Origin of the sequence: Caulobacter sp. S45 (genome assembly GCF_009765965.1) — a bacterium.
Lineage (GTDB): Bacteria > Pseudomonadota > Alphaproteobacteria > Caulobacterales > Caulobacteraceae > CAHJWH01.
The window spans coordinates 2,469,482-2,487,007 of sequence record NZ_LMUL01000014.1; the positions used below are offsets into that span (position 1 = coordinate 2,469,482).

At 68.0% G+C, this 17,526-nt stretch carries 15 protein-coding genes; 7 read left to right on the forward strand and 8 right to left on the reverse strand.

From position 1 onward, the window contains the following. Positions 1–14: 14 nt before the first annotated feature. The 5 genes from lpxD to lpxB are packed head-to-tail and all read left to right on the forward strand — an operon-like array spanning position 15 to position 4,373. On the forward strand, positions 15–1,049 hold the full coding sequence (gene lpxD / locus GSQ87_RS18560; protein WP_158917004.1) for a UDP-3-O-(3-hydroxymyristoyl)glucosamine N-acyltransferase: 1,035 nt from the start codon (positions 15–17) through the stop codon (positions 1,047–1,049). Next, positions 1,046–1,537 (forward strand): 3-hydroxyacyl-ACP dehydratase FabZ, encoded by a 492-nt coding sequence (fabZ, locus tag GSQ87_RS18565; protein WP_158917006.1) that lies wholly within the window; start codon positions 1,046–1,048, stop codon positions 1,535–1,537. Before lpxD ends, fabZ begins: the two co-directional genes overlap by 4 nt. Next, positions 1,534–2,322 (forward strand): acyl-ACP--UDP-N-acetylglucosamine O-acyltransferase, encoded by a 789-nt coding sequence (lpxA, locus tag GSQ87_RS18570; RefSeq protein WP_158917008.1) that lies wholly within the window; start codon positions 1,534–1,536, stop codon positions 2,320–2,322. Before fabZ ends, lpxA begins: the two co-directional genes overlap by 4 nt. Before the next feature lie 30 nt (positions 2,323–2,352). After that, positions 2,353–3,183, forward strand: a complete 831-nt coding sequence (locus tag GSQ87_RS18575) for an LpxI family protein (protein ID WP_158917010.1) — start codon at positions 2,353–2,355, stop codon at positions 3,181–3,183. Further along, on the forward strand, positions 3,180–4,373 hold the full coding sequence (gene lpxB / locus GSQ87_RS18580) for a lipid-A-disaccharide synthase (RefSeq protein WP_256375896.1): 1,194 nt from the start codon (positions 3,180–3,182) through the stop codon (positions 4,371–4,373). The genes GSQ87_RS18575 and lpxB overlap by 4 nt, the downstream gene beginning before the upstream one ends. A 192-nt stretch (positions 4,374–4,565) precedes the next feature. Here lpxB and gltA read toward each other — a convergent pair whose 3' ends face one another. Together gltA and gltX are read right to left on the reverse strand one after the other, a co-directional pair. Then, a complete protein-coding gene (gltA, locus tag GSQ87_RS18585; protein ID WP_158917012.1) occupies positions 4,566–5,867 on the reverse strand; it encodes a citrate synthase in 1,302 nt (433 codons plus the stop codon). Between the two features lie 75 nt (positions 5,868–5,942). Beyond that, positions 5,943–7,352 (reverse strand): glutamate--tRNA ligase, encoded by a 1,410-nt coding sequence (gene gltX / locus GSQ87_RS18590; protein ID WP_158917014.1) that lies wholly within the window; start codon positions 7,350–7,352, stop codon positions 5,943–5,945. 79 nt (positions 7,353–7,431) lie between these two features. Here gltX and GSQ87_RS18595 point away from each other — a divergent pair, with 79 nt between their 5' ends. Further along, positions 7,432–9,630: a ComEC/Rec2 family competence protein gene (locus tag GSQ87_RS18595; protein ID WP_254063077.1), complete on the forward strand. Its 2,199-nt coding sequence runs from the start codon at positions 7,432–7,434 to the stop codon at positions 9,628–9,630. Here GSQ87_RS18595 and lexA read toward each other — a convergent pair. Continuing rightward, positions 9,611–10,297, reverse strand: coding sequence for a transcriptional repressor LexA (lexA, locus tag GSQ87_RS18600; RefSeq protein ID WP_158917016.1), 687 nt, complete (start codon positions 10,295–10,297; stop codon positions 9,611–9,613). The two genes, GSQ87_RS18595 and lexA, sit on opposite strands and share 20 nt — an antisense overlap. Before the next feature lie 133 nt (positions 10,298–10,430). Then, positions 10,431–11,039 (reverse strand): carbon monoxide dehydrogenase subunit G, encoded by a 609-nt coding sequence (locus GSQ87_RS18605; protein ID WP_158917018.1) that lies wholly within the window; start codon positions 11,037–11,039, stop codon positions 10,431–10,433. A gap of 244 nt (positions 11,040–11,283) precedes the next feature. Here GSQ87_RS18605 and GSQ87_RS18610 point away from each other — a divergent pair, with 244 nt between their 5' ends. Further along, on the forward strand, positions 11,284–12,063 hold the full coding sequence (locus GSQ87_RS18610) for a GntR family transcriptional regulator (RefSeq protein WP_216839385.1): 780 nt from the start codon (positions 11,284–11,286) through the stop codon (positions 12,061–12,063). A 61-nt stretch (positions 12,064–12,124) separates the two neighbouring features. Here the strand turns inward: GSQ87_RS18610 and GSQ87_RS18615 are convergent, their stop codons facing one another. The 4 genes from GSQ87_RS18615 to GSQ87_RS18630 are packed head-to-tail and all read right to left on the reverse strand — an operon-like array spanning position 12,125 to position 17,514. Further along, positions 12,125–13,774 carry a UbiD family decarboxylase gene (locus GSQ87_RS18615; protein ID WP_216839386.1) on the reverse strand — a complete coding sequence of 550 codons (1,650 nt, stop codon included), beginning with the start codon at positions 13,772–13,774 and terminating at the stop codon, positions 12,125–12,127. A 35-nt stretch (positions 13,775–13,809) separates the two neighbouring features. Continuing rightward, positions 13,810–14,625, reverse strand: a complete 816-nt coding sequence (locus GSQ87_RS18620) for a xanthine dehydrogenase family protein subunit M (RefSeq protein ID WP_158917023.1) — start codon at positions 14,623–14,625, stop codon at positions 13,810–13,812. 4 nt (positions 14,626–14,629) lie between these two features. Beyond that, positions 14,630–15,145 carry a (2Fe-2S)-binding protein gene (locus tag GSQ87_RS18625; protein WP_158917025.1) on the reverse strand — a complete coding sequence of 172 codons (516 nt, stop codon included), beginning with the start codon at positions 15,143–15,145 and terminating at the stop codon, positions 14,630–14,632. Then, positions 15,145–17,514, reverse strand: a complete 2,370-nt coding sequence (locus GSQ87_RS18630; protein WP_158917027.1) for a xanthine dehydrogenase family protein molybdopterin-binding subunit — start codon at positions 17,512–17,514, stop codon at positions 15,145–15,147. The genes GSQ87_RS18625 and GSQ87_RS18630 overlap by 1 nt, the downstream gene beginning before the upstream one ends. Positions 17,515–17,526 lie beyond the last annotated feature (12 nt).

Consider the following 17,526-nt stretch of genomic DNA (forward strand, 5'->3'; position numbering starts at 1 on the left):
CGTCGGCGAGTTAGATGCCTGACTCTAGGTTCTACGAGACGCTCGCACCCGCGAGCGTCTCAGAGCTGGCTTCCCTGACGGGGGCGGAGCTCGCGGACGCGGCGAGCGGCTCCAGGATCATAACGGCGACGGCGCCGCTGCTCCGGGCGGCCGCGGACGCGATCAGCTTCCTGCTGGACCGCAAGCACATCGCGGACATGCAGGCCACGGCGGCGGGGGCTTGCTTCATTGCGCCCGCCAACGCCGAGACCGCACCCAAGGGGATGGCGGTGCTTCTGACCCGCGAACCTCAGGCCGCCTACGCCAAGGCGGCGGGGCGACTGCATCGCCCGCTCCGCCACAAGGCGGGTGGTCCGCCGGTGCATCCCACCGCCGAGCTCGAGGACGGCGTGATCCTCGGTCACGGCGTGGTGGTCGGTCCTGGCGCCCGGATCGGAGCTGGGACGGAGATCGGCTCCTGCAGCGTCATCGGGCCGGGGGTCTGCATCGGCCGCGATTGCGTTATCGGCTCCAACGCCGTGATCGGTTTCGCCCTGATCGGCGACCGGGTGCGCATCTTGTCGGGCGCGGTGATCGGCGAGGCGGGCTTCGGCATCGCCGGCAGCCAGGGCGGCGCGCTGGACATTCCCCAACTCGGCCGGGTGATCCTGCAAGACGGCGTGACGGTCGGCTCTTGCAGCTGTATCGACCGTGGCGCCTGGGACGACACGGTGATCGGCGAGAACACCAAAATCGACAACCTGGTCCAGATCGCGCACAACTGTCAGATCGGACGCAGTTGCGTCATCGCCGGCCTTGTCGGGCTGGCGGGGAGCGTGACGGTGGGCGACGGCGCCATGTTCGGCGGCGGGGCGGGCGTTGCGGACCATATCAATATCGGCCCGGGGGCTCGGATCGCCGCTGCTTCGGGGGTCATGCGCGACATCCCCGCTGGGGAGACCTGGTGCGGGGCGCCTGCACGACCGATCCGCACCTTCATGCGGGAAACGGCCTGGTTGACGCGAAGCGCAGCCGGGAAGAGCGAGACGGCCAAGGATAAAGTAGGATGAGCGAGACCGCGCCGGCCGAGGCGCCGGCGATCGAGGAACCGGCGGTCAACATCGACATGACGGAGATCCTCCGTCGCATTCCTCACCGCTACCCCTTCCTGCTGATCGACCGGGCGGAAGACTACCGCGCCCACACGTCCATCGTCGGCATCAAGTGCGTGACGATGAACGAGCCCTACTTCCCGGGCCATTTCCCCGGCAATCCGGTGATGCCCGGCGTGTTGATCTGCGAGGCCATCGCCCAGACTGGCGCGGTGCTGATGTCCAAGTCGCTCAACGCCGATGTCGAGGGCAAGGCGATCATGTTCATGTCGCTGGACAACGCCCGCTTTCGCCAGCCGGTGCGGCCAGGGGATGTGCTGCGGATGAAGGTCGAGGTGATCCGCGCCCGCGACGTGGTGTTCAAGTTCCGCGGTCGGGCCTATGTCGGCGAGAAGGTCGCCGCCGAGTGCGAGTTCGCCGCCATGGTGATCGAGGCTCCCAAGTGAATATCCACCCCAGCGCTATCGTCGACGCCAAGGCGCAGATCGGCGAGGGCGTGGAGATCGGCCCCTACTGCATCGTCGGGCCGGACGTGGTCCTGCACTCCGGCGTGCGACTGCTGCATCACGTGGTGATCGAAGGCCATACCGAGATCGGCGCGGATTGCGTGATCTCCTCGTTCGCCAGTCTTGGCGGTCCGCCTCAGCATCTGGCTCACCGGGGCGAGCCCACCCGGCTGGTGATCGGCGCGCGCAACTCCATCCGCGAGCATGTCACCATGAACGCCGGCACCGTCATGGGCGGCGGCGTGACCACGGTGGGCGACGACGGCCTGTTCATGGTCGGCTCCCACGTGGCGCACGACTGCACGGTCGGCAACCACGTGGTGTTCGCCAACAACGCCACCCTGGGCGGCCATGTCCAGATGGGCGACTACGTGTTTATGGGGGGCCTCAGCGCCGTTCACCAGCATACCCGGATCGGCCGCCAGGCCTTCATCGGCGGGCTGGCGGCGGTGACCAAGGACGTGATCCCCTTCGGTTCGGTCTGGGGCGTCTATGCGCACCTGGAGGGGCTGAACCTGGTGGGCTTGAAGCGCCGAGGTTTCTCCCGCGACCGGATCAAGGACCTTCGCTCCGCCTATCGCCTGCTGTTCGCCCACGAGGGCACCTTCCAGGAACGCCTGGAGGACGTCGCGCGGGTGTTCGCCGGCTCGGCGGACGTGCAGGAGATGGTCGACTTCATCCGTGCCGACGCGACCCGCCCCATGTGCCTGCCGTCGCCTGAATAGGCGGCGTACAAGCAACTTCGGAGGAATCGATTGGCTAGTCGCAAGCTCGGCCTGATCGTTGGGGGCGGCGAGCTGCCCCAGGCGCTCGCGGACGCGTGCATCGCCGCCGGGCGACCTCTGTTCGTGGTCCGGCTCAGGGGCTTCGCCGACGCGGGCACGTCCCGTTTTCCGAGCGCGGAGATCGGGATCGCCGAACTAGGCCATATCCTCGAGGCTCTAAAGCGTGAGGGTTGCGAGGCCGTCTGCTTCGCCGGCGAGGTCAAGCGACCGGATTTCTCGGCCCTCAAGCCCGATCTGCGCGGCATGCGCTCCCTGGCGGGGGTAATCGCGGCGGCCCGCAAGGGCGACGACGCCCTGCTGCGCTTCCTCATGCTCGAATTCGAACGCGAAGGCTTCGTGGTCGAGGGTGCGGAACAGGTTCATGCGGGCCTGACGCTGGGCTCCGGTCCGCTGGGCGCATGGTCGCCCCGGCCGGAGGACGACGCGGATATGCACCACGCCATCGAGGTCGTGCGCACCTTGGGCCGGCTCGATATCGGTCAGGCGGCGGTGGTGGTGGACGGGCTCGTGCTCGCGGTGGAGGCGCAGGAGGGCACCGACGCCATGCTCACGCGCTGCGCAGCCCTGCCGGCCAATGTGCTGGGCTCCGACGGGGCCCGGCGGGGCGTGCTGGTCAAGTGGCCGAAGCCGATCCAGGAACGCCGCGTGGACCTGCCCACTATCGGCGTGCGCACCTTGGAGGGTGCGGCGGCGGCGGGACTGGCGGGCGTGGTGGGTGAGGCGCGCGGCGTGCTGGTGCTCGACCGCGAGGCGGTGATCGCGGCGGCCGACCGGCTGGGCCTGTTCGTGACGGGGCTGTGAGCGCCCCATCGCCCGTCGAGCGGCCCCTGACGGTCATGCTGGTCGCCGCCGAGGCGTCCGGCGACATCCTGGGCGCCGACCTAGCCGCCGCCCTGCGCCGGCGCCTCGGCGAGGGCGTGCGTTTCGTCGGCGTCGGCGGCGGTCGCATGGCGGAGCAGGGGGTGGCCAGCCCCTTCCCGATCGCCGAGCTGTCGATCCTTGGTCTGTTCGAGGGGCTGCGCGCCTATCCGCGCGTGCGCCGCCGGGTGCGCGACACCGTGGCCCTGGCGCGCCGGGAGCGGCCTGACATCGCCGTGCTGATCGACTCCTGGGGTTTCACCCTGCGCGTGGCGCGCGGGCTGCGCGAGCTCGACCCCGGCCTGCCGCTGGTGAAGTATGTCGCGCCCCAGGTGTGGGCGTCACGGCCGGGCCGGGCGAAGACGCTGGCGGCCACGGTGGACCATCTGCTGGCCATCCATACCTTTGACGCCCCCTGGTTCGAGCGTGAGGGGCTGAAGACCACCTTCGTCGGCAACTCGACCCTGGCGCGTGCGGTGTCGCTGGATGGCGGTCCGCGCTTTCGAGCCCATATCGGCGCGGCGGCGGACGATCCGATCCTGCTGATCCTGCCCGGCAGCCGGCCCGGCGAGATCGCGCGAATGCTGCCGCCGTTTCGCGAGGCGGCGATGCTGTTGAAGGCGCAGCGCCCGGACCTGCGTCTGGTCCTGCCGGTGGCTTCGACCGTGGCCGAGCAGGTGAAGGCGGAGGTCGCGACGTGGCCGCATCCGCCCCTGGTGGTCGAGGGCGACGCCCTGAAGCTGGACGCCATGGCCGCCGCCACCGTCGCCATGGCCTGCAGCGGCAGCGTGACCACGGAACTGGCCCTGTCCGGTTGTCCGATGGTGGTGGCCTATCGGGTCGGGGTGCTGACCCATCAGGTGCTCAAGCGCCTGCTGACCACCCGCTACGCCACCCTGTTCAACATCGCCGCCGGCGAGGCCGTTGCGCCGGAGCTGATGCAGTACGACTGCACGCCCGAACGGCTGGTGGTGGAGCTGGGCCGCCTGCTGGACGACCCCGCCTTGCGCGCCCGCCAGATCGCCGCTCAGGCCGCGGCCCTGGAGAAGATGGGGCGCGATCCCACCCTGGTCCCAGCCGAGCGGGCGGCCGATGCGGTGTTGGAGATGTTGGGGCAGAGGGGGCTGGGATAGCCGCGCTGCGTGCTTCGAGACGCGGCTTGCGCCGCTCCTCAGCATGATGAAGGTTTTTGCGACCCACTAAGGGCGTCATCCTGAGGTGCCCCAAAGGGGCGCCTCGAAGGACGCACGAACACCCAAACAAAAGGCGCGCCCCGATGGAGCGCGCCTTCCTGTAGTTCCAGGTTAGAAACGAAAGCCGAAGCCTCAGCCCCGCTTGTCGACCGGCACGAAATGACGCTCGGGGGCGCCGGTGTAGATCTGGCGCGGACGGCCGATCTTTTGCGACGGGTCCTCGATCATTTCCTTCCACTGGGCGATCCAGCCCACGGTGCGGGCCAGGGCGAACAGCACGGTGAACATCTCGCTGGGGAAGCCCATCGCGTTCAGGGTGATGCCTGAATAGAAGTCCACGTTCGGGTAAAGCTTGCGCTCGATGAAGTACTCGTCGCTGAGCGCGATCCGCTCCAGCTCCAGCGCCACCGCCAGCAGCGGGTCGTTGTGCTTGCCGAGTTCGTCCAGCACCTCGTGGGCGGTCTTCTGCATGACCTTGGCGCGCGGGTCGTAGTTCTTGTAGACCCGGTGGCCGAAGCCCATCAGCTTGTACTTGCGCGCCTTCACGCCTTCCACGAACTCGGGGATCTTGTCCACCGTGCCGATGGAGCGGAGCATGTTCAGCGCTTCTTCGTTGGCGCCGCCATGGCTCGGACCCCACAGGCAGGCCACGCCGGCCGCGATGCAGGCGAACGGGTTGGCGCCAGACGAACCGGCCAGGCGCACCGTCGAGGTTGAGGCGTTTTGCTCGTGATCGGCGTGCAGGATGAAGATCCGATCCATGGCCTTCGCCAGGACGGGGTTCACATGATAGTCCTCGGCCGGAACCGAGAAGCACATGCGCAGGAAGTTCTCGGCGTAGCCTAGCTCGTTGCGCGGGAACACGAACGGCTGGCCGACGTAGTACTTGAAGGCCCGTGCCGCGATGGTCGGCACCTTGGCGATCATGCGGTGGGCGCTGATCTCGCGCTGCTGCAGGTCATGGACGTTGGTGCTGTCGTGATAGAAGGCCGACAGGGCCCCGATCGCGCTGACCATGATCGCCATCGGGTGGGCGTCGCGGCGGAAGCCCTGGAAGAAGCGGTCGAACTGCTCGTGCACCATGGTGTGGTGCGTGATGGTGTGGGTGAAGGTGTCCAACTCGCCGGCGGTGGGCAGCTCGCCATTCAGGAGCAGGTAGCAGACCTCCAGGAAGGTCGAGTGTTCGGCCAGTTCCTCGATGGGGTAGCCGCGATACAGCAGCACGCCCTTGTCGCCGTCGATATAGGTGATCTGGCTTTCGCAGCTGGCGGTGGAGGTGAAGCCCGGATCGTAGGTGAAGGCGTCGGTCTCCGCGTACAGCTTGCGGATATCCACGACGTCCGGACCGATGACGCCCTTCAACACCGGGAGCGTCACCTCCTTGTCGCCGATCTTGAAGGTGGCGGAGCCGTTGGGCACGACCTTGCTATCCATGCTGTTCCTCGTCTGCGGCGCGGCGCCTCATTGTGCGCCGCGGCATAATTCATATTCCGCGCGCTTTATAGACCTTCATGCGGGTTGGGAAAGGGCGTCGCCCAACCGACCCAGGCTCTCGGCCTTTCCAAGGGCGGTAAGCGCGCTCGCCAGGTCGGGCGCCGAGGCGGCTCCGCTGAGGGTGGAACGCAGCGCACCCCCAAATTTACCAAGGCCTACGCCTTCTATTTCAGCGAATTTCCGCAAGGCGGCTTCCAGTGAGGGCGCGTCCCACTGAGCTTCGCTGTTCAAGTGATCGTGAAGACGGCCCAGGCGCGCGAGGGTCTCGGAATCGAGACGTTTCCTGCTCTTTTCGTCCAAAACAACCGGACGTGACAGTAGGGTGAAGGCGGTCAGGTCGGCCAGCTCCAGAGTGGTGTGCGCGCCTTCCTTGACCAGTGGGATCGCCGCCGCCAGCCGCGCACGGCCCGCTTCGGTGATCGTGACGTCGCGGCTTTGGTGCACTGCAGCGACCATCTCGGTCAGGCGCGCGTCGTCGGCGTGGCGCATGTACTGCTGGTTGACGAAGTTCAGCTTGGCCCAGTCGAGCCGGGCAGGGGCCTTGACCACGTCGGCGATGTCGAACCACTCGGCCGCCTGGGCGTCGGTGAAGATCTCATCGTCGCCATGGCCCCAACCCAGCCGCGCCAGATAGTTGCGCATGCCTTCGGGGAGGTAGCCCTGGCCGGCGAACTCGCCCACCGCCTGGGCCCCATGCCGCTTGGACAGCTTGGCCCCGTCCGGCCCGTGGATCAGCGGGATGTGGGCGAAGGCGGGGACCGTCCAGCCCAGCGCCTGGTAGATCAGGGTCTGGCGGGCGGCGTTGTTCAGGTGGTCGTCGCCGCGGATCACATGGGTGACGCCCATGTCGTGGTCGTCGGCGACCACGGCCAGATTGTAGGTCGGCGTGTCGTCGGTGCGCAGCAGCACCAGGTCGTCCAGCTCCTTGTTCTGGAACCGCACCGGCCCCTTGACCAGGTCGTCGACCAGGGTCTCGCCCTCTAGCGGGCTCTTGAAGCGCAGGACGAAGGGGCGATCGCCGCCCTCGGCGGGATCGCGGTCGCGCCAGGCGGAGCGGACCACGCGGCCCTCGGCGCGGGCGGCGGCGCGCTCGGCTTCCAGTTCCTCGGCGATGGTGAAGTCCTTGTAGGCGCGGCCCTTGGCCAAAAGCTCGGCCACGACCTCGCGATGGCGGTCGATGCGGGTGTGCTGGAACACGGGTTCGGCGTCGGCGGCCACGCCCAGCCACGCCAGGCCGTCGAAGATCGCCTGCACGGCCGAGGCGGTGGAGCGCTCGCGATCGGTGTCCTCGACCCGGATCAGGAAGCGGCCGCCCGTATGGCGTGCATAAAGGAGGTTGAATAACGCCGTGCGCGCCCCTCCTATGTGCAGGTCGCCGGTGGGCGAGGGGGCGAAGCGGGTGACGACGGCGGATCGGTCGGTCATCGGAAATACGGGTCCAGAAAAGGTCGGCGCTCTTAGCACGCCCGCGCGTGCGGGGACTATAGCCGCCTGGGCGCGGGCTATGCGCGGTTTGCCTGCGACGCTCGCTGAACAGGCGGTGGCGCAGCTGGCGCGCTGGGTATTGTGGACGCCGGTGGCGTTCGGCGCGGGCGCGGCGATCTATTTCGGGCTGAAGATCGAGCCGCCGATCCTGGTTGGGATTGTGACCGCGGGCGTGGCCTTGGCGCTGATCTTGGTGGCCCGTTTGCTGGGGTGGCGATTGGGTTTCGCGGTTCCCACGATTCTGCTCGCGGTCGGCCTGTTCGGGTTCGCCGACGGCGTGCTGAGCACCGGCCTGTCGCGCGCACCCGTGGTTCCCGAGGGGACGGGCGTGGTGGAGGTGCGCGGCTGGGTGGTGGACGTGGCCAGCTCCAGCGCCGAGCGTAGCCGCCTGCTGATCGCGCCCTACGATATCTCCGGCCTGTCGCAGGCTACCCTGCCCAAGCGGGTGCGCGTGACCCTGCGCGAGGCGCCCGACGCCAGGCCGGGCGATGCGATCGCCGTGCGGGCGATCATCGACCCGCCGCCGGGCCCGGCCAGCCCCGGCGGCTACGACTTCGCCCGCGACGCCTGGTTCGCGCGGCTGGGGGGCGTGGGCTTTGCGCTGGGCGAGGTGCGCTGGACCGACCTGCCGGCGCCGCCCTTGGGGCTGAGGCTTGAGATGGGTCTGAACGCCGTGCGCTGGCGGCTGTCCGAGCGGCTGGCGACCGATCTGATGCGGCTCGGAGACAGCAACGGAGCCGCGGGTCTGGCGGCGGCGGTGGCGACCAGCCATCAGAGCTGGCTGTCGGAGGCCCAGGCCGACGACCTGCGCAATTCTGGCCTGGCGCACATGCTGGCGATTGCGGGGCTACATACGGCGGCGGTCACGGGCTTCGTGTTCGCCTTCATCCGCCTGTCGGTGGCGGCGTGGCCCTGGCTGGCGCTGCGGGTGTCGGGGAAGAAGCTGGCGGCGGCGGGCGGGCTGGCGGCGACCCTGGTCTATCTGGCCCTGTCCGGCGCCCATCCGCCGGCGCGACGCGCCGCGATCACGGCCGGTGTGGCCTTCATCGCCATCCTCTGCGACCGCCGGGCGGTGAGCATGCGCTCGCTGGCCCTGGCGGCTTTGCTGATCCTGATTCTGCAACCGCTGGCCATTGTCCAACCGGGCTATCAGATGTCCTTCTGTGCGACGGCCTCGCTGGTGGCGATGGCGGAGCTGTGGCCCCGGCATGGGCGTACGATCCACGCGCCCTGGTTCATCGCCTGGCCCCAGCATGTGCGCGACTGGGCGGTCGCCATGGCCATGGTCAGCCTGGTGGCGGGGCTGGCCACCGCACCCTTTGCGCTCCAGCACTTCAACCGCATGGCCACCTACGGCCTGTTCGCCAACTTCGCCGCCGACCTGGTCGCCAGCCTGGTGCTGATGCCGGCCCTGGTGATCAGCGGGATCGGCGAGGCGTTGGGCCTGTCGCCAGAAATGCTCAGGGTGCCGCTGTCGGTGGCGGGGTGGGCGGCCAACGCCATCCTGGCCATCGCCCACCTGTTCGCCACCCTGCCCGGCGCGGTGAAGACCCTGCCGAGCGCGCCGGAGGCGGCCTTGCTGACCGCCTTCCTAGGCATCGTCTTCGCCTGCCTGTGGCGGGGTTGGCTGAGATGGGTCGCGGTTCCCCTGGCCGGCGCGGTGCTGGTCTGGCCGCGACCGCCCGCGCCGGTGGCCTGGATCGCGGCGGATGGGAACAATGCGGCGCTGGCCATCGACAACCGGGTGGTGACGCTCAAGCCCAAGGTACGGGCCTTCGCCAGCGGGTCCTGGGCCACGCGGCGTGGCCTGGGCGCGCCGTTCGATCCGCAGGCCGAAACCGACCTGACCTACGATTGCGACCGCAGCTCTTGCTGGCCGAAGGAAGGAACCTCGCCGGCCCTGGGCGCCTGGTGGAGCAAGAAGCGCCTGCCGACCGAAGCCCAGCTCGACGCCCTATGCCAGGCGAGCGACATCCTGGTGCTTAGGGCGGATGTGGCGCCGCCTGCCACCTGCTCCAAGACTTTGGTGTTGACCTCGGAGGCCTTCGCACGCGGCGGTGCGGCCGAGGTCTACGCCCGACGTGGCGGCGGCTGGCGGCTGGAATGGTCGGAGACCTCGCGCGGACACCGGCCATGGTCGGCCGGCGCCGTCGACGAGCAGCAGCCGGACGCCCCGCCGCGCGACGCGGCTTCCGGCCTCAGTGATAGCGGCGGATGAGACCGACCAGCTTGCCCTGCACCTCGACTTGATCGGGACCGAACACCCGGGTCTGGTACTTGGGGTTGGCGGCTTCCAGGGCGATCGCCCCGCCGCGCTTGCGCAGCCGCTTCAAGGTGGCTTCCTCGCCCATCACCAGGGCCACGACGATCTCGCCGGTCTGGGCGGTGTCGCCCTTGCGGATGACCACATAGTCGCCGTCCAGGATGCCGGCGTCGATCATCGAGTCGCCCTGCACCTCGAGCACGAAATGCTCGCCCGAGCCCAGCAGGGCTTCGGGGACGGCGATGCGCTCGCGTTCCTGCTGGATGGCTTCGATGGGCGTGCCCGCCGCGATCCGCCCGAGCACGGGGATGGAGCGCGAATCATTGGCGACGTGGGCGGACTCGTTGTCGCCCCTCGCCGTGGAAGAGCGGAACGCCGTCCTCGCCCGAGGACCCGTGACCGCCGCTTGTTCAGGCAGCTTCACCACCTCCAGCGCCCGGGCCCGGTGCGCCAGGCGACGTAGGAACCCACGCTCCTCGAGCGCAGTGATCAGGCGGTGGATACCGGATTTGGACGCCAGATCGAGCGCGTCCTTCATCTCGTCGAAAGACGGAGATACGCCCGTCTCCTTGATCCGCTCGTGAATGAACATGAGCAGTTCGTGCTGCTTACGCGTCAGCATGATCGTCTCGCGAATCACGTCCGGCAAATCCGGAACGTCTTGCGAACGTTCTGTATGTGTTCTCTATTAATGTCAAGTAAACGCCAAGCGGGGCGGACGGCGCGAGACCTGTGAGCCCCGCGCCGCCGACATCCTACTTGGCGGCCTTCGACCCAGAGAAGAGGTTGACGATCGCCTGCCAAATCCGCGCGAACAGACCGGGTTGGGCCGTTGTTGCGGGAGGGGTCGAGGCCGAATCAATCGGGGCGGAGGCCACGGGCGCTTCCACCACGGCGGCGGGGGCGACCTCGACCGGCTGCGCGGGCGGCTCGACCACGGCGGCGAACTTCTTGAAGAACTGCTCGGCCATGGACTTGGCGGTGGCGTCGATCAGGCGGGCGCCGACCTGGGCGATCTTGCCGCCGACCTGGGCCTTGACCGTATAGGTGAGCAGGGTGCCGTTGTCCTGGTCGGTCAGGCGCACTTCCGCGCCGCCCTTGGCGAAGCCGGCCGGGCCGCTCTGGCCTTCGCCGGAGATTTTGTAGCCATTGGGCGGATCGAGGTCGGACATGATGACCTTGCCGACGAACTTGGCCGAGACCGGGCCGAGTTTCACGCCGGCGACGGCCTTCAGTTCGGTGTCGGAGATCTTCTCCACGCTTTCGCAACCGGGGATGCATTGGCGCAGCACCTCGGGGTCGTTCAGGCCCGCCCACACCGCGTCGCGCGACGCGGCGATAAAGCGCTCACCATTCATATCCATGGGCGGAGACTCCTCTGGAACCGATACGATCGCGCCGGTTCATTGTCCGTTGGTCATACAATTTAGGAAATGATAGGATGGTACGATCAGCGCCACGTAAAGCGGTGATCGGGTCAAGCGTTGCCTTATCGGCGGAAAAGCCGATCAATAGGTTCGCTCGTCCGACAAAATGAGAAAAATTGCTGTCGACGCCGATGCCGTCCCTGTGCGGATATATCGGCGCGGTCTTGGGGAGAATATTCGGGTGTCGATCGAAACCATTGGCAAGTTGGCGCCGCTTCAGCACCAGGCCGCCCCTTTGCGGAACAAGATCATTTCGGCGCTGCGCAACGCCATCGAGTCGGGGCTGTTGCAACCCGGCGCGCGGCTGGTCGAGCGCGACCTGTGCGGTCAGCTCAACGTCAGCCGGACCTCGTTGCGCGAAGCGCTGCGGGAGCTGCAGGCGGAGGGCATCCTGTTCCAATCCGGCGCGCGCGGCCTTGCGGTCGGGGTGATCACCCGCGAAGAGGCGGCCAACGCTTACCGCATCCGCGCGGTGCTGGAGGCCCTTGTGGTCGAACAGTTCATCGAACGGGCGACCGCTGTGGACATCCAACAGCTGGTCAAGGAGGCCGAGTTGCTCAAGGCCGCCTACAAGTCCGGCGTCGTTGAGCGGATGCTGGTGAGCAAGCGGGCCTTCTACGACCGCATCTGCACGGTCGCCGACAACGGACTGGCCTTCGACATCGTCAACCGCTTGGTGCTGCGAACCTCGACCTTGCGCAGCCGCTCGCTGGCGCGCAAGCCGCGTCAACAGCAGAGCATCAAGGAAATCGACGCAATCATCGAGGCGATCCGCAACCGGGACGTCCCGGCGGCCAAGCGCGCCGCCAGCGAACACGTGGAAAGCGCCGAGCGTTCCGCGTTCGAGGCCAGCTATCCTTCGGCTGCGTCGGACCCGTCGGTCGCCGCGACCCTCGTCACTGCTCCTGCGGTTGCTTCGCCCAAGCCTGCGGGCCGACGCAAGGCCGCCGCCTCGATCTGAGCTGACTTGGCGGACGACGCCAAGGCGGGCGGCGCCGGAGCGAACTCCGGCGCCGTTCGATTCATTCATGCACCGTGCCCTGGTGGGCGGGGGTCTCGGGCTTCATGCCGCCTTCGCGGCGGGCGTAGGTGAGTTCGCCCGACTTGCGCCAGTCGCCGTGCACCGCATCCTCGGCGTACTGCGTCCACAGCGGCGTCCACTCGCCCAGGTGATAGCCGTGCCAGGGCGACTGGGGCGACAGGCGGGGCAAGCCCAGCTCTTCCCAGATCTTCTTGGCCTCGACCATGTAGGGCTCGGCCGGCAGGGCCAGGGGCGGCAGGTCGTTCTTCAGCGTGGCGTCGATCAGCAGCGTGCTTTCCAGCGGCGCGCGGCCGGACTTCGGCCCGTGGCCGCTGGAGCGGAAGGGCGTGACCAGCACGTCGTGGGTGAAGTCGGAGCGGTAGGCCAGAGACCAGAAGATGGCGTCAGCGTTCTCCGGGTTGATGTCTTCCGAGACCGCGATCACCAACTTGCCGCACTGGGCTTGCAGCGTGGCCGCACCTTGCAGGCCGCGCCAGACTTCCGGCTGGGGCGCACCCTTGGCGAACTGCAGGAAGATCACCTTGCGCAGGTTGGTCAGCGGCTCGTGCATGACCACGCGCTTGATGCCGCGGATGCCTAGGGTGGTCTTCAGGTGCTCCAGGAACATCGGCTCATAGGCGACCTTCTTGATCACCGAGGATTCGCTGGGCGTGACCTGGCTGATGATCGAGACGAACACCGGCTTCTTCTTCATGGTGATAGCGGTGACGTGCATCGACATGTTGAAGTCTTCGAGCGCCACATAGCCGTGGCTCTCGCCGAAGGGGCCTTCGGGCTCCAGCCGGTCGGTGTCGATCAGGCCCTCGATGACGATCTCGGCGTCGGCGGGGACCATCAGGTCGATGGTCTTGCAGCGCACCACCTTGACCGAGCGGCCCATCAGGCCGCCGGCCACCGCCATCTCGTCCAGGTCGATCTGCAGCTTCTGCGGGCCGGTGAACAGCACCGCCGGCGCACAGCCGAGCACGATGGCGACCGGCATCTTCTGGCCGAGCTTGCGGTACTTCTCCCAGTGCAGGTATCCGCCCGCGCCGCTGAGGCGGCTGGCCATGCGCACGCCGAGGCGGTCGTTGGCTTTGAGCTGACCGCGATAGGTGCCCATGTTCTGCACCCCGTTCTCGGGGTCCTTGGTGACGCACAGGGTGGCGGTCAGGTAGGGCGCGGCGTCGAAGCCGGGGGTGGAGATCGGCACCGGCAGGACCGCCAGGCCGCCATCGGGCTTGGTCAGGTCGTCGCCGGTCAGCACCACTTCCTGGCAGGCCGCGGTCTCGACCACGGTGGGTTCGATCGGATCCGCCACCGCGTGGACCCAGACCTTGCCGATGGTCTCCACCGGCACGCCGAGGCCGATGGCGTAGATTTCCGGCGAGGCGGCCAGGCCGCCGACCAGCACGGGGATGTCGTACTTCTTGCCCTTGGAATCCACCACGTTGGTGAACAGGAAGGCGCGGCGTTCGTCCTCGTGCAGGCCGCCCTGGAACTGCCAGCGGGCGAGCGGATGAAGCTCGGTGTCCTTGTTGATCTCGCGATCGATGCGGATCAGCAGGCCCTTGGATTCCAGCAGGGCGATATGGGCCTGCAGGTCGTCGGGCGCGGCGGACATCGGCGCGGGGCCAGTATTTTCAGACACGATTGCCTCCAAGGGATCGGGGTGCGGCGGGCCGCTTATTTGAAAGACTGAATCTGGCCGGGCTTCTCGACCGCGCGCCGGGCCATCACCCGGATCAGGTCCGCGCGGTATTCGGCGGTGGCGCTCATGTCGCTGAGCAGCATGTCGGGATCGACGGTCAGGTGGGCGATCGCCTCAGGCCGGAAATCGGCGCTCAGCGCCTCTTCGAACTCGGGCAGCCGGAACACGCCGGACGCGCCGGCGCCGGTGACGGCCACGCGCACGGCCGAGCCGGTCTTCGACACGAACACCGCCACGATGGAGTAGCGCGAGGCCGGGCTGCGGAACTTGGCGTAGCAGGCGATGTCGGGAACCGGGAAGTCGATGCGGGTGACGATCTCGCCGGGCTCGCGGGCAGTCTCGTACAGGCCGACGAAGAAGTCGTCCGACGCCATCTCGCGGCGATCGGTGATCACGGTCGCGCCCAGGCCCAGCACGGCGGAGGGATAGTCGGCCGACGGGTCGTTGTTGGCGGTGGAGCCGCCGATGGTGCCGCGATGGCGCACATGCCGGTCGCCGATCGAGCCCGCGAGGCCGGAAAGCGCTGGGATCAGGCGGCGCACGATCGGGGAGGCGAACACGGTGTCGTGAGTGGTGGCGGCGCCGATCTTCAGGAACCCGCCGGCCTCCTCGATGCCCTGCATCTCGGGGATGCCGGTGACGTCGATCAGATCGCTGGGCGCGGCGAGGCGCTGCTTCAGCGTCGGCAGCAGGGTGTGGCCCCCGGACAGGAAGGTGGCGTCCATGCCCTCGCTGAACGCTTGCTGGGCCTCGGCGATGGTCTTGGGGCGGTGGTAGGTGAAAGGGTACACGCGCCTAGCCCTCCACCGAATGGGACGCGAGGGTGGGGTCGGTAATCTTGGTTCCGCGGATTTCAGCCCCTGCGGCCAGGATCGCCCTGACGATATTGTGGTAGCCCGTGCAGCGGCACAGGTTGCCTTCCATTTCCTCGCGCACGACGTGCTCGTTCAGCTCACCGGGATAGGTGGCGATCAGTTCGGCGCCGGCCATGATCTGGCCAGGGGTGCAGAAACCGCACTGCAGTGCGTGATGCTCCCGGAACGCCTTTTGCAGCGGATGCAGCTCGCCGCCCTTGGCCAGCCCCTCGATGGTGGTGACCGAGCGTCCGGCCGCCTGGCCGACCAACACAGTGCAGGACTTGGCCGAGACGCCGTCGATATGCACCACACAGCACCCGCACTGGGTGGTGTCGCACCCCATGTGGGTGCCGGTCAGCTTCAGCTTCTCGCGCAGGAACTCGATCAGCAGGGTGGAGTCGTCCACTTCCTGGCTAACCTGCACGCCGTTCACGGTCATGGAGATGAGGGCCATTACGCGGCTCCTTGCTGCTTGGTGGCGGCGATCGCCTTGCCCTTCTGGATTTCGCTCCAGATCTTCAGGGGGGTGAAGGGCATGGCGACGTCCGGAGGCCCGTATTCCAGCAACGCATCTTCCAACGCGCTGATCATCACCGCCGGCGCCGGCGTGGTGCCGCCCTCGCCGCCGGCCTTCACGCCGAGCGGATTGGTGGGGGAGAGCACCTCGGCGATCTCGCAGAGGAAGGACGGCATGTTGTCGAAGCGCGGCATGCCGTATTCGGTGAAGGCGGCGGCTAGGGGCTGGCCCGTTTCCGGGTCGATCACGCAGGCTTCCCACAGCGCCTGGCCGACGCCCTGGGCGATGCCGCCATGGGTCTGGCCGTGGACGATCATCGGGTTGATGCAGCGCCCCACGTCGTCGACGGTGGTGTAGCGCATGATCTCCAGGCTACCCGTCTCCGGGTCGATCTCGATCTCGCACATGGCCGAGCCGTTGGGGAAGACGGGCGTGTGCATCTCGTTGTCGCGACGCACCTTCAGGCCGCCGGCATGGTCGGGCGACAGCGATGCGGCCAGGCGCGACAGCTCGAACCAGTCGATGGTGCGGTTGGTGGCGTTGGTGCGGAAGACGCCGTCCTCGTACTCGACCTGACCGCCATCCACGTTCAGCGCCTCGGCGGCGATGGCGCGGCCCTTGGCGATCATGTCGGTCACGGCCAGCGAGATCACCGCGCTGGCGTGGCGCATGGAACGGCCGGAGTGGGTGCCGCCGCCGGCGGTCACCACGTCGGTATCGCCCAGCGTGATGGTCACCTGGTCGAAGGTGACGCCGAGCAGGTCGGCGGTGACCTGCGCGAAGCTGGTCTCGTGGCCCTGGCCGGCGGGTTGGGTGCCAATGATCACCTCGACTCCGTTCGGGCGGATGATCAGGTCGGCGCGTTCCTTCGGCGAGCCGATGGAGGACTCGACGTAGTTGGAGAAGCCGATCCCGTAGAGCTTGCCGCGCTTGATCGCCTCCGCCTTGCGGGCCGGCGCGCCGACGAAGTCGCCCAGCTCCAGCAGGCGGTCCATGTTCTTCTCGTATTCGCCGCTGTCGTACTCGGAGCCGACGGCGTTGGTGTAGGGCATCTGCTCGGGCGAGACGAGGTTGCGCCGACGCAGGTCGACCCGGTCGTAGCCCAGCTGGCGCGCCGCCTTGTCGATCAGCCGCTCGATGGCGAAGCAGACCTCCGGGCGGCCCGAGCTGCGGTAGGCCTGGGTCGACATGGTGTTGGAATAGACCGCCCGCGAATGCAGGGTGGCGTAGGGGATGTCGTAGGAGCCGGTGATCAGGCCGGAGCCCTTGCTGAGCGGCGACAGCGACACGCAGCGCGAACCCACGTTGGACAGGTTCTTCGAGCGCAGGGCCAGGAACTTGCCATTCTCGTCGATGGCCAGCGAGATATCCACGACAAGGTCGCGACCCTGATAGTCGGTCAGGAAAGCTTCCGAGCGGTCGGCGCGGAACTTCACCGGGCGGCCCAGCTTCTTGGAGCCGTACATCACCAGGCCGAACTCGACGAAGGCGCGGTTGCGGGTGCCGAAATTGCCGCCGACGTCAAAAGAGATGACGCGCACCTGGTCGGGGTTCACGCCCATTACCGCGGCGTGCTCGTGCTTCTGGCGTACCGCGCCGCCGCTGCCGGCGTACAGGGTGTAGCGGTCGGTCTGGGGGTCGTAGTGGCCGAGCGAGGCGCGCGGCTCCAGCGGCACGCCGGTGACGCGGCCCAGGTGGTAGTGCATGTCGACGACATGCTTGGCCTTGGCGAAGGCGGCGTCGGTGTTCTCGATGTCGCCGAAGATGCTGTCGACCAGCACATTGTCGGGCAGGGCGTCCCACAGGCGCGGCGCGTCGGGCTCGGCGGCGGCCTGGGTGTCGGCGACCCAGGGCAGGGGATCGTAGTCGACCATCACCATCTCGGCGGCGGTCTGGGCCTGCTGGCGGGTCTCGGCCACGACCATGGCCACCGCTTCGCCCACATGGCGCACGCGGTCGCGAGGCAGCAGGTAGTGCTCGCCGATATAGACAGGTGTGCCGCCGCGGCCGGTCAGCTTCACGTCGTACTTGGTCGAGGGGACGGGGTTGTGCGGGAGCTGGCCCCAGTTGTCGGCGGCCAGGTCATCGCCGGTGAACACGCCGAGCACGCCGGGCATCTCCAAGGCGGGCGCGGGGTCGATGCCGAGGATGGTGGCGTGCGGATGGGGCGAGCGCACCATCACCGCATAGACCTGGCCGGGCAGGCTGAAATCGTCAGTGAACTGACCACGGCCGGTGATCAGCCGCTCATCCTCCTTGCGGCGGAGGGGCTGTCCTACAGCCTTGAATTTGGGCTTGGGTTCCATAGCGCACCTAAC

Excerpts from the sequence above, each read along its gene's own strand:
- lpxD (WP_158917004.1), top strand. The coding sequence starts at position 15 with ATGCCTGACTCTAGGTTCTACGAGACGCTCGCACCCGCGAGCGTCTCA.
- fabZ (WP_158917006.1), top strand. The coding sequence starts at position 1,046 with ATGAGCGAGACCGCGCCGGCCGAGGCGCCGGCGATCGAGGAACCGGCG.
- gltA (WP_158917012.1), bottom strand. The coding sequence starts at position 5,867 with ATGGATAGCAAGGTCGTGCCCAACGGCTCCGCCACCTTCAAGATCGGC.
- gltX (WP_158917014.1), bottom strand. The coding sequence starts at position 7,352 with ATGACCGACCGATCCGCCGTCGTCACCCGCTTCGCCCCCTCGCCCACC.
- GSQ87_RS18595 (WP_254063077.1), top strand. The coding sequence starts at position 7,432 with ATGCGCGGTTTGCCTGCGACGCTCGCTGAACAGGCGGTGGCGCAGCTG.
- lexA (WP_158917016.1), bottom strand. The coding sequence starts at position 10,297 with ATGCTGACGCGTAAGCAGCACGAACTGCTCATGTTCATTCACGAGCGG.
- GSQ87_RS18605 (WP_158917018.1), bottom strand. The coding sequence starts at position 11,039 with ATGGATATGAATGGTGAGCGCTTTATCGCCGCGTCGCGCGACGCGGTG.
- GSQ87_RS18625 (WP_158917025.1), bottom strand. The coding sequence starts at position 15,145 with ATGGCCCTCATCTCCATGACCGTGAACGGCGTGCAGGTTAGCCAGGAA.
- GSQ87_RS18630 (WP_158917027.1), bottom strand. The coding sequence starts at position 17,514 with ATGGAACCCAAGCCCAAATTCAAGGCTGTAGGACAGCCCCTCCGCCGC.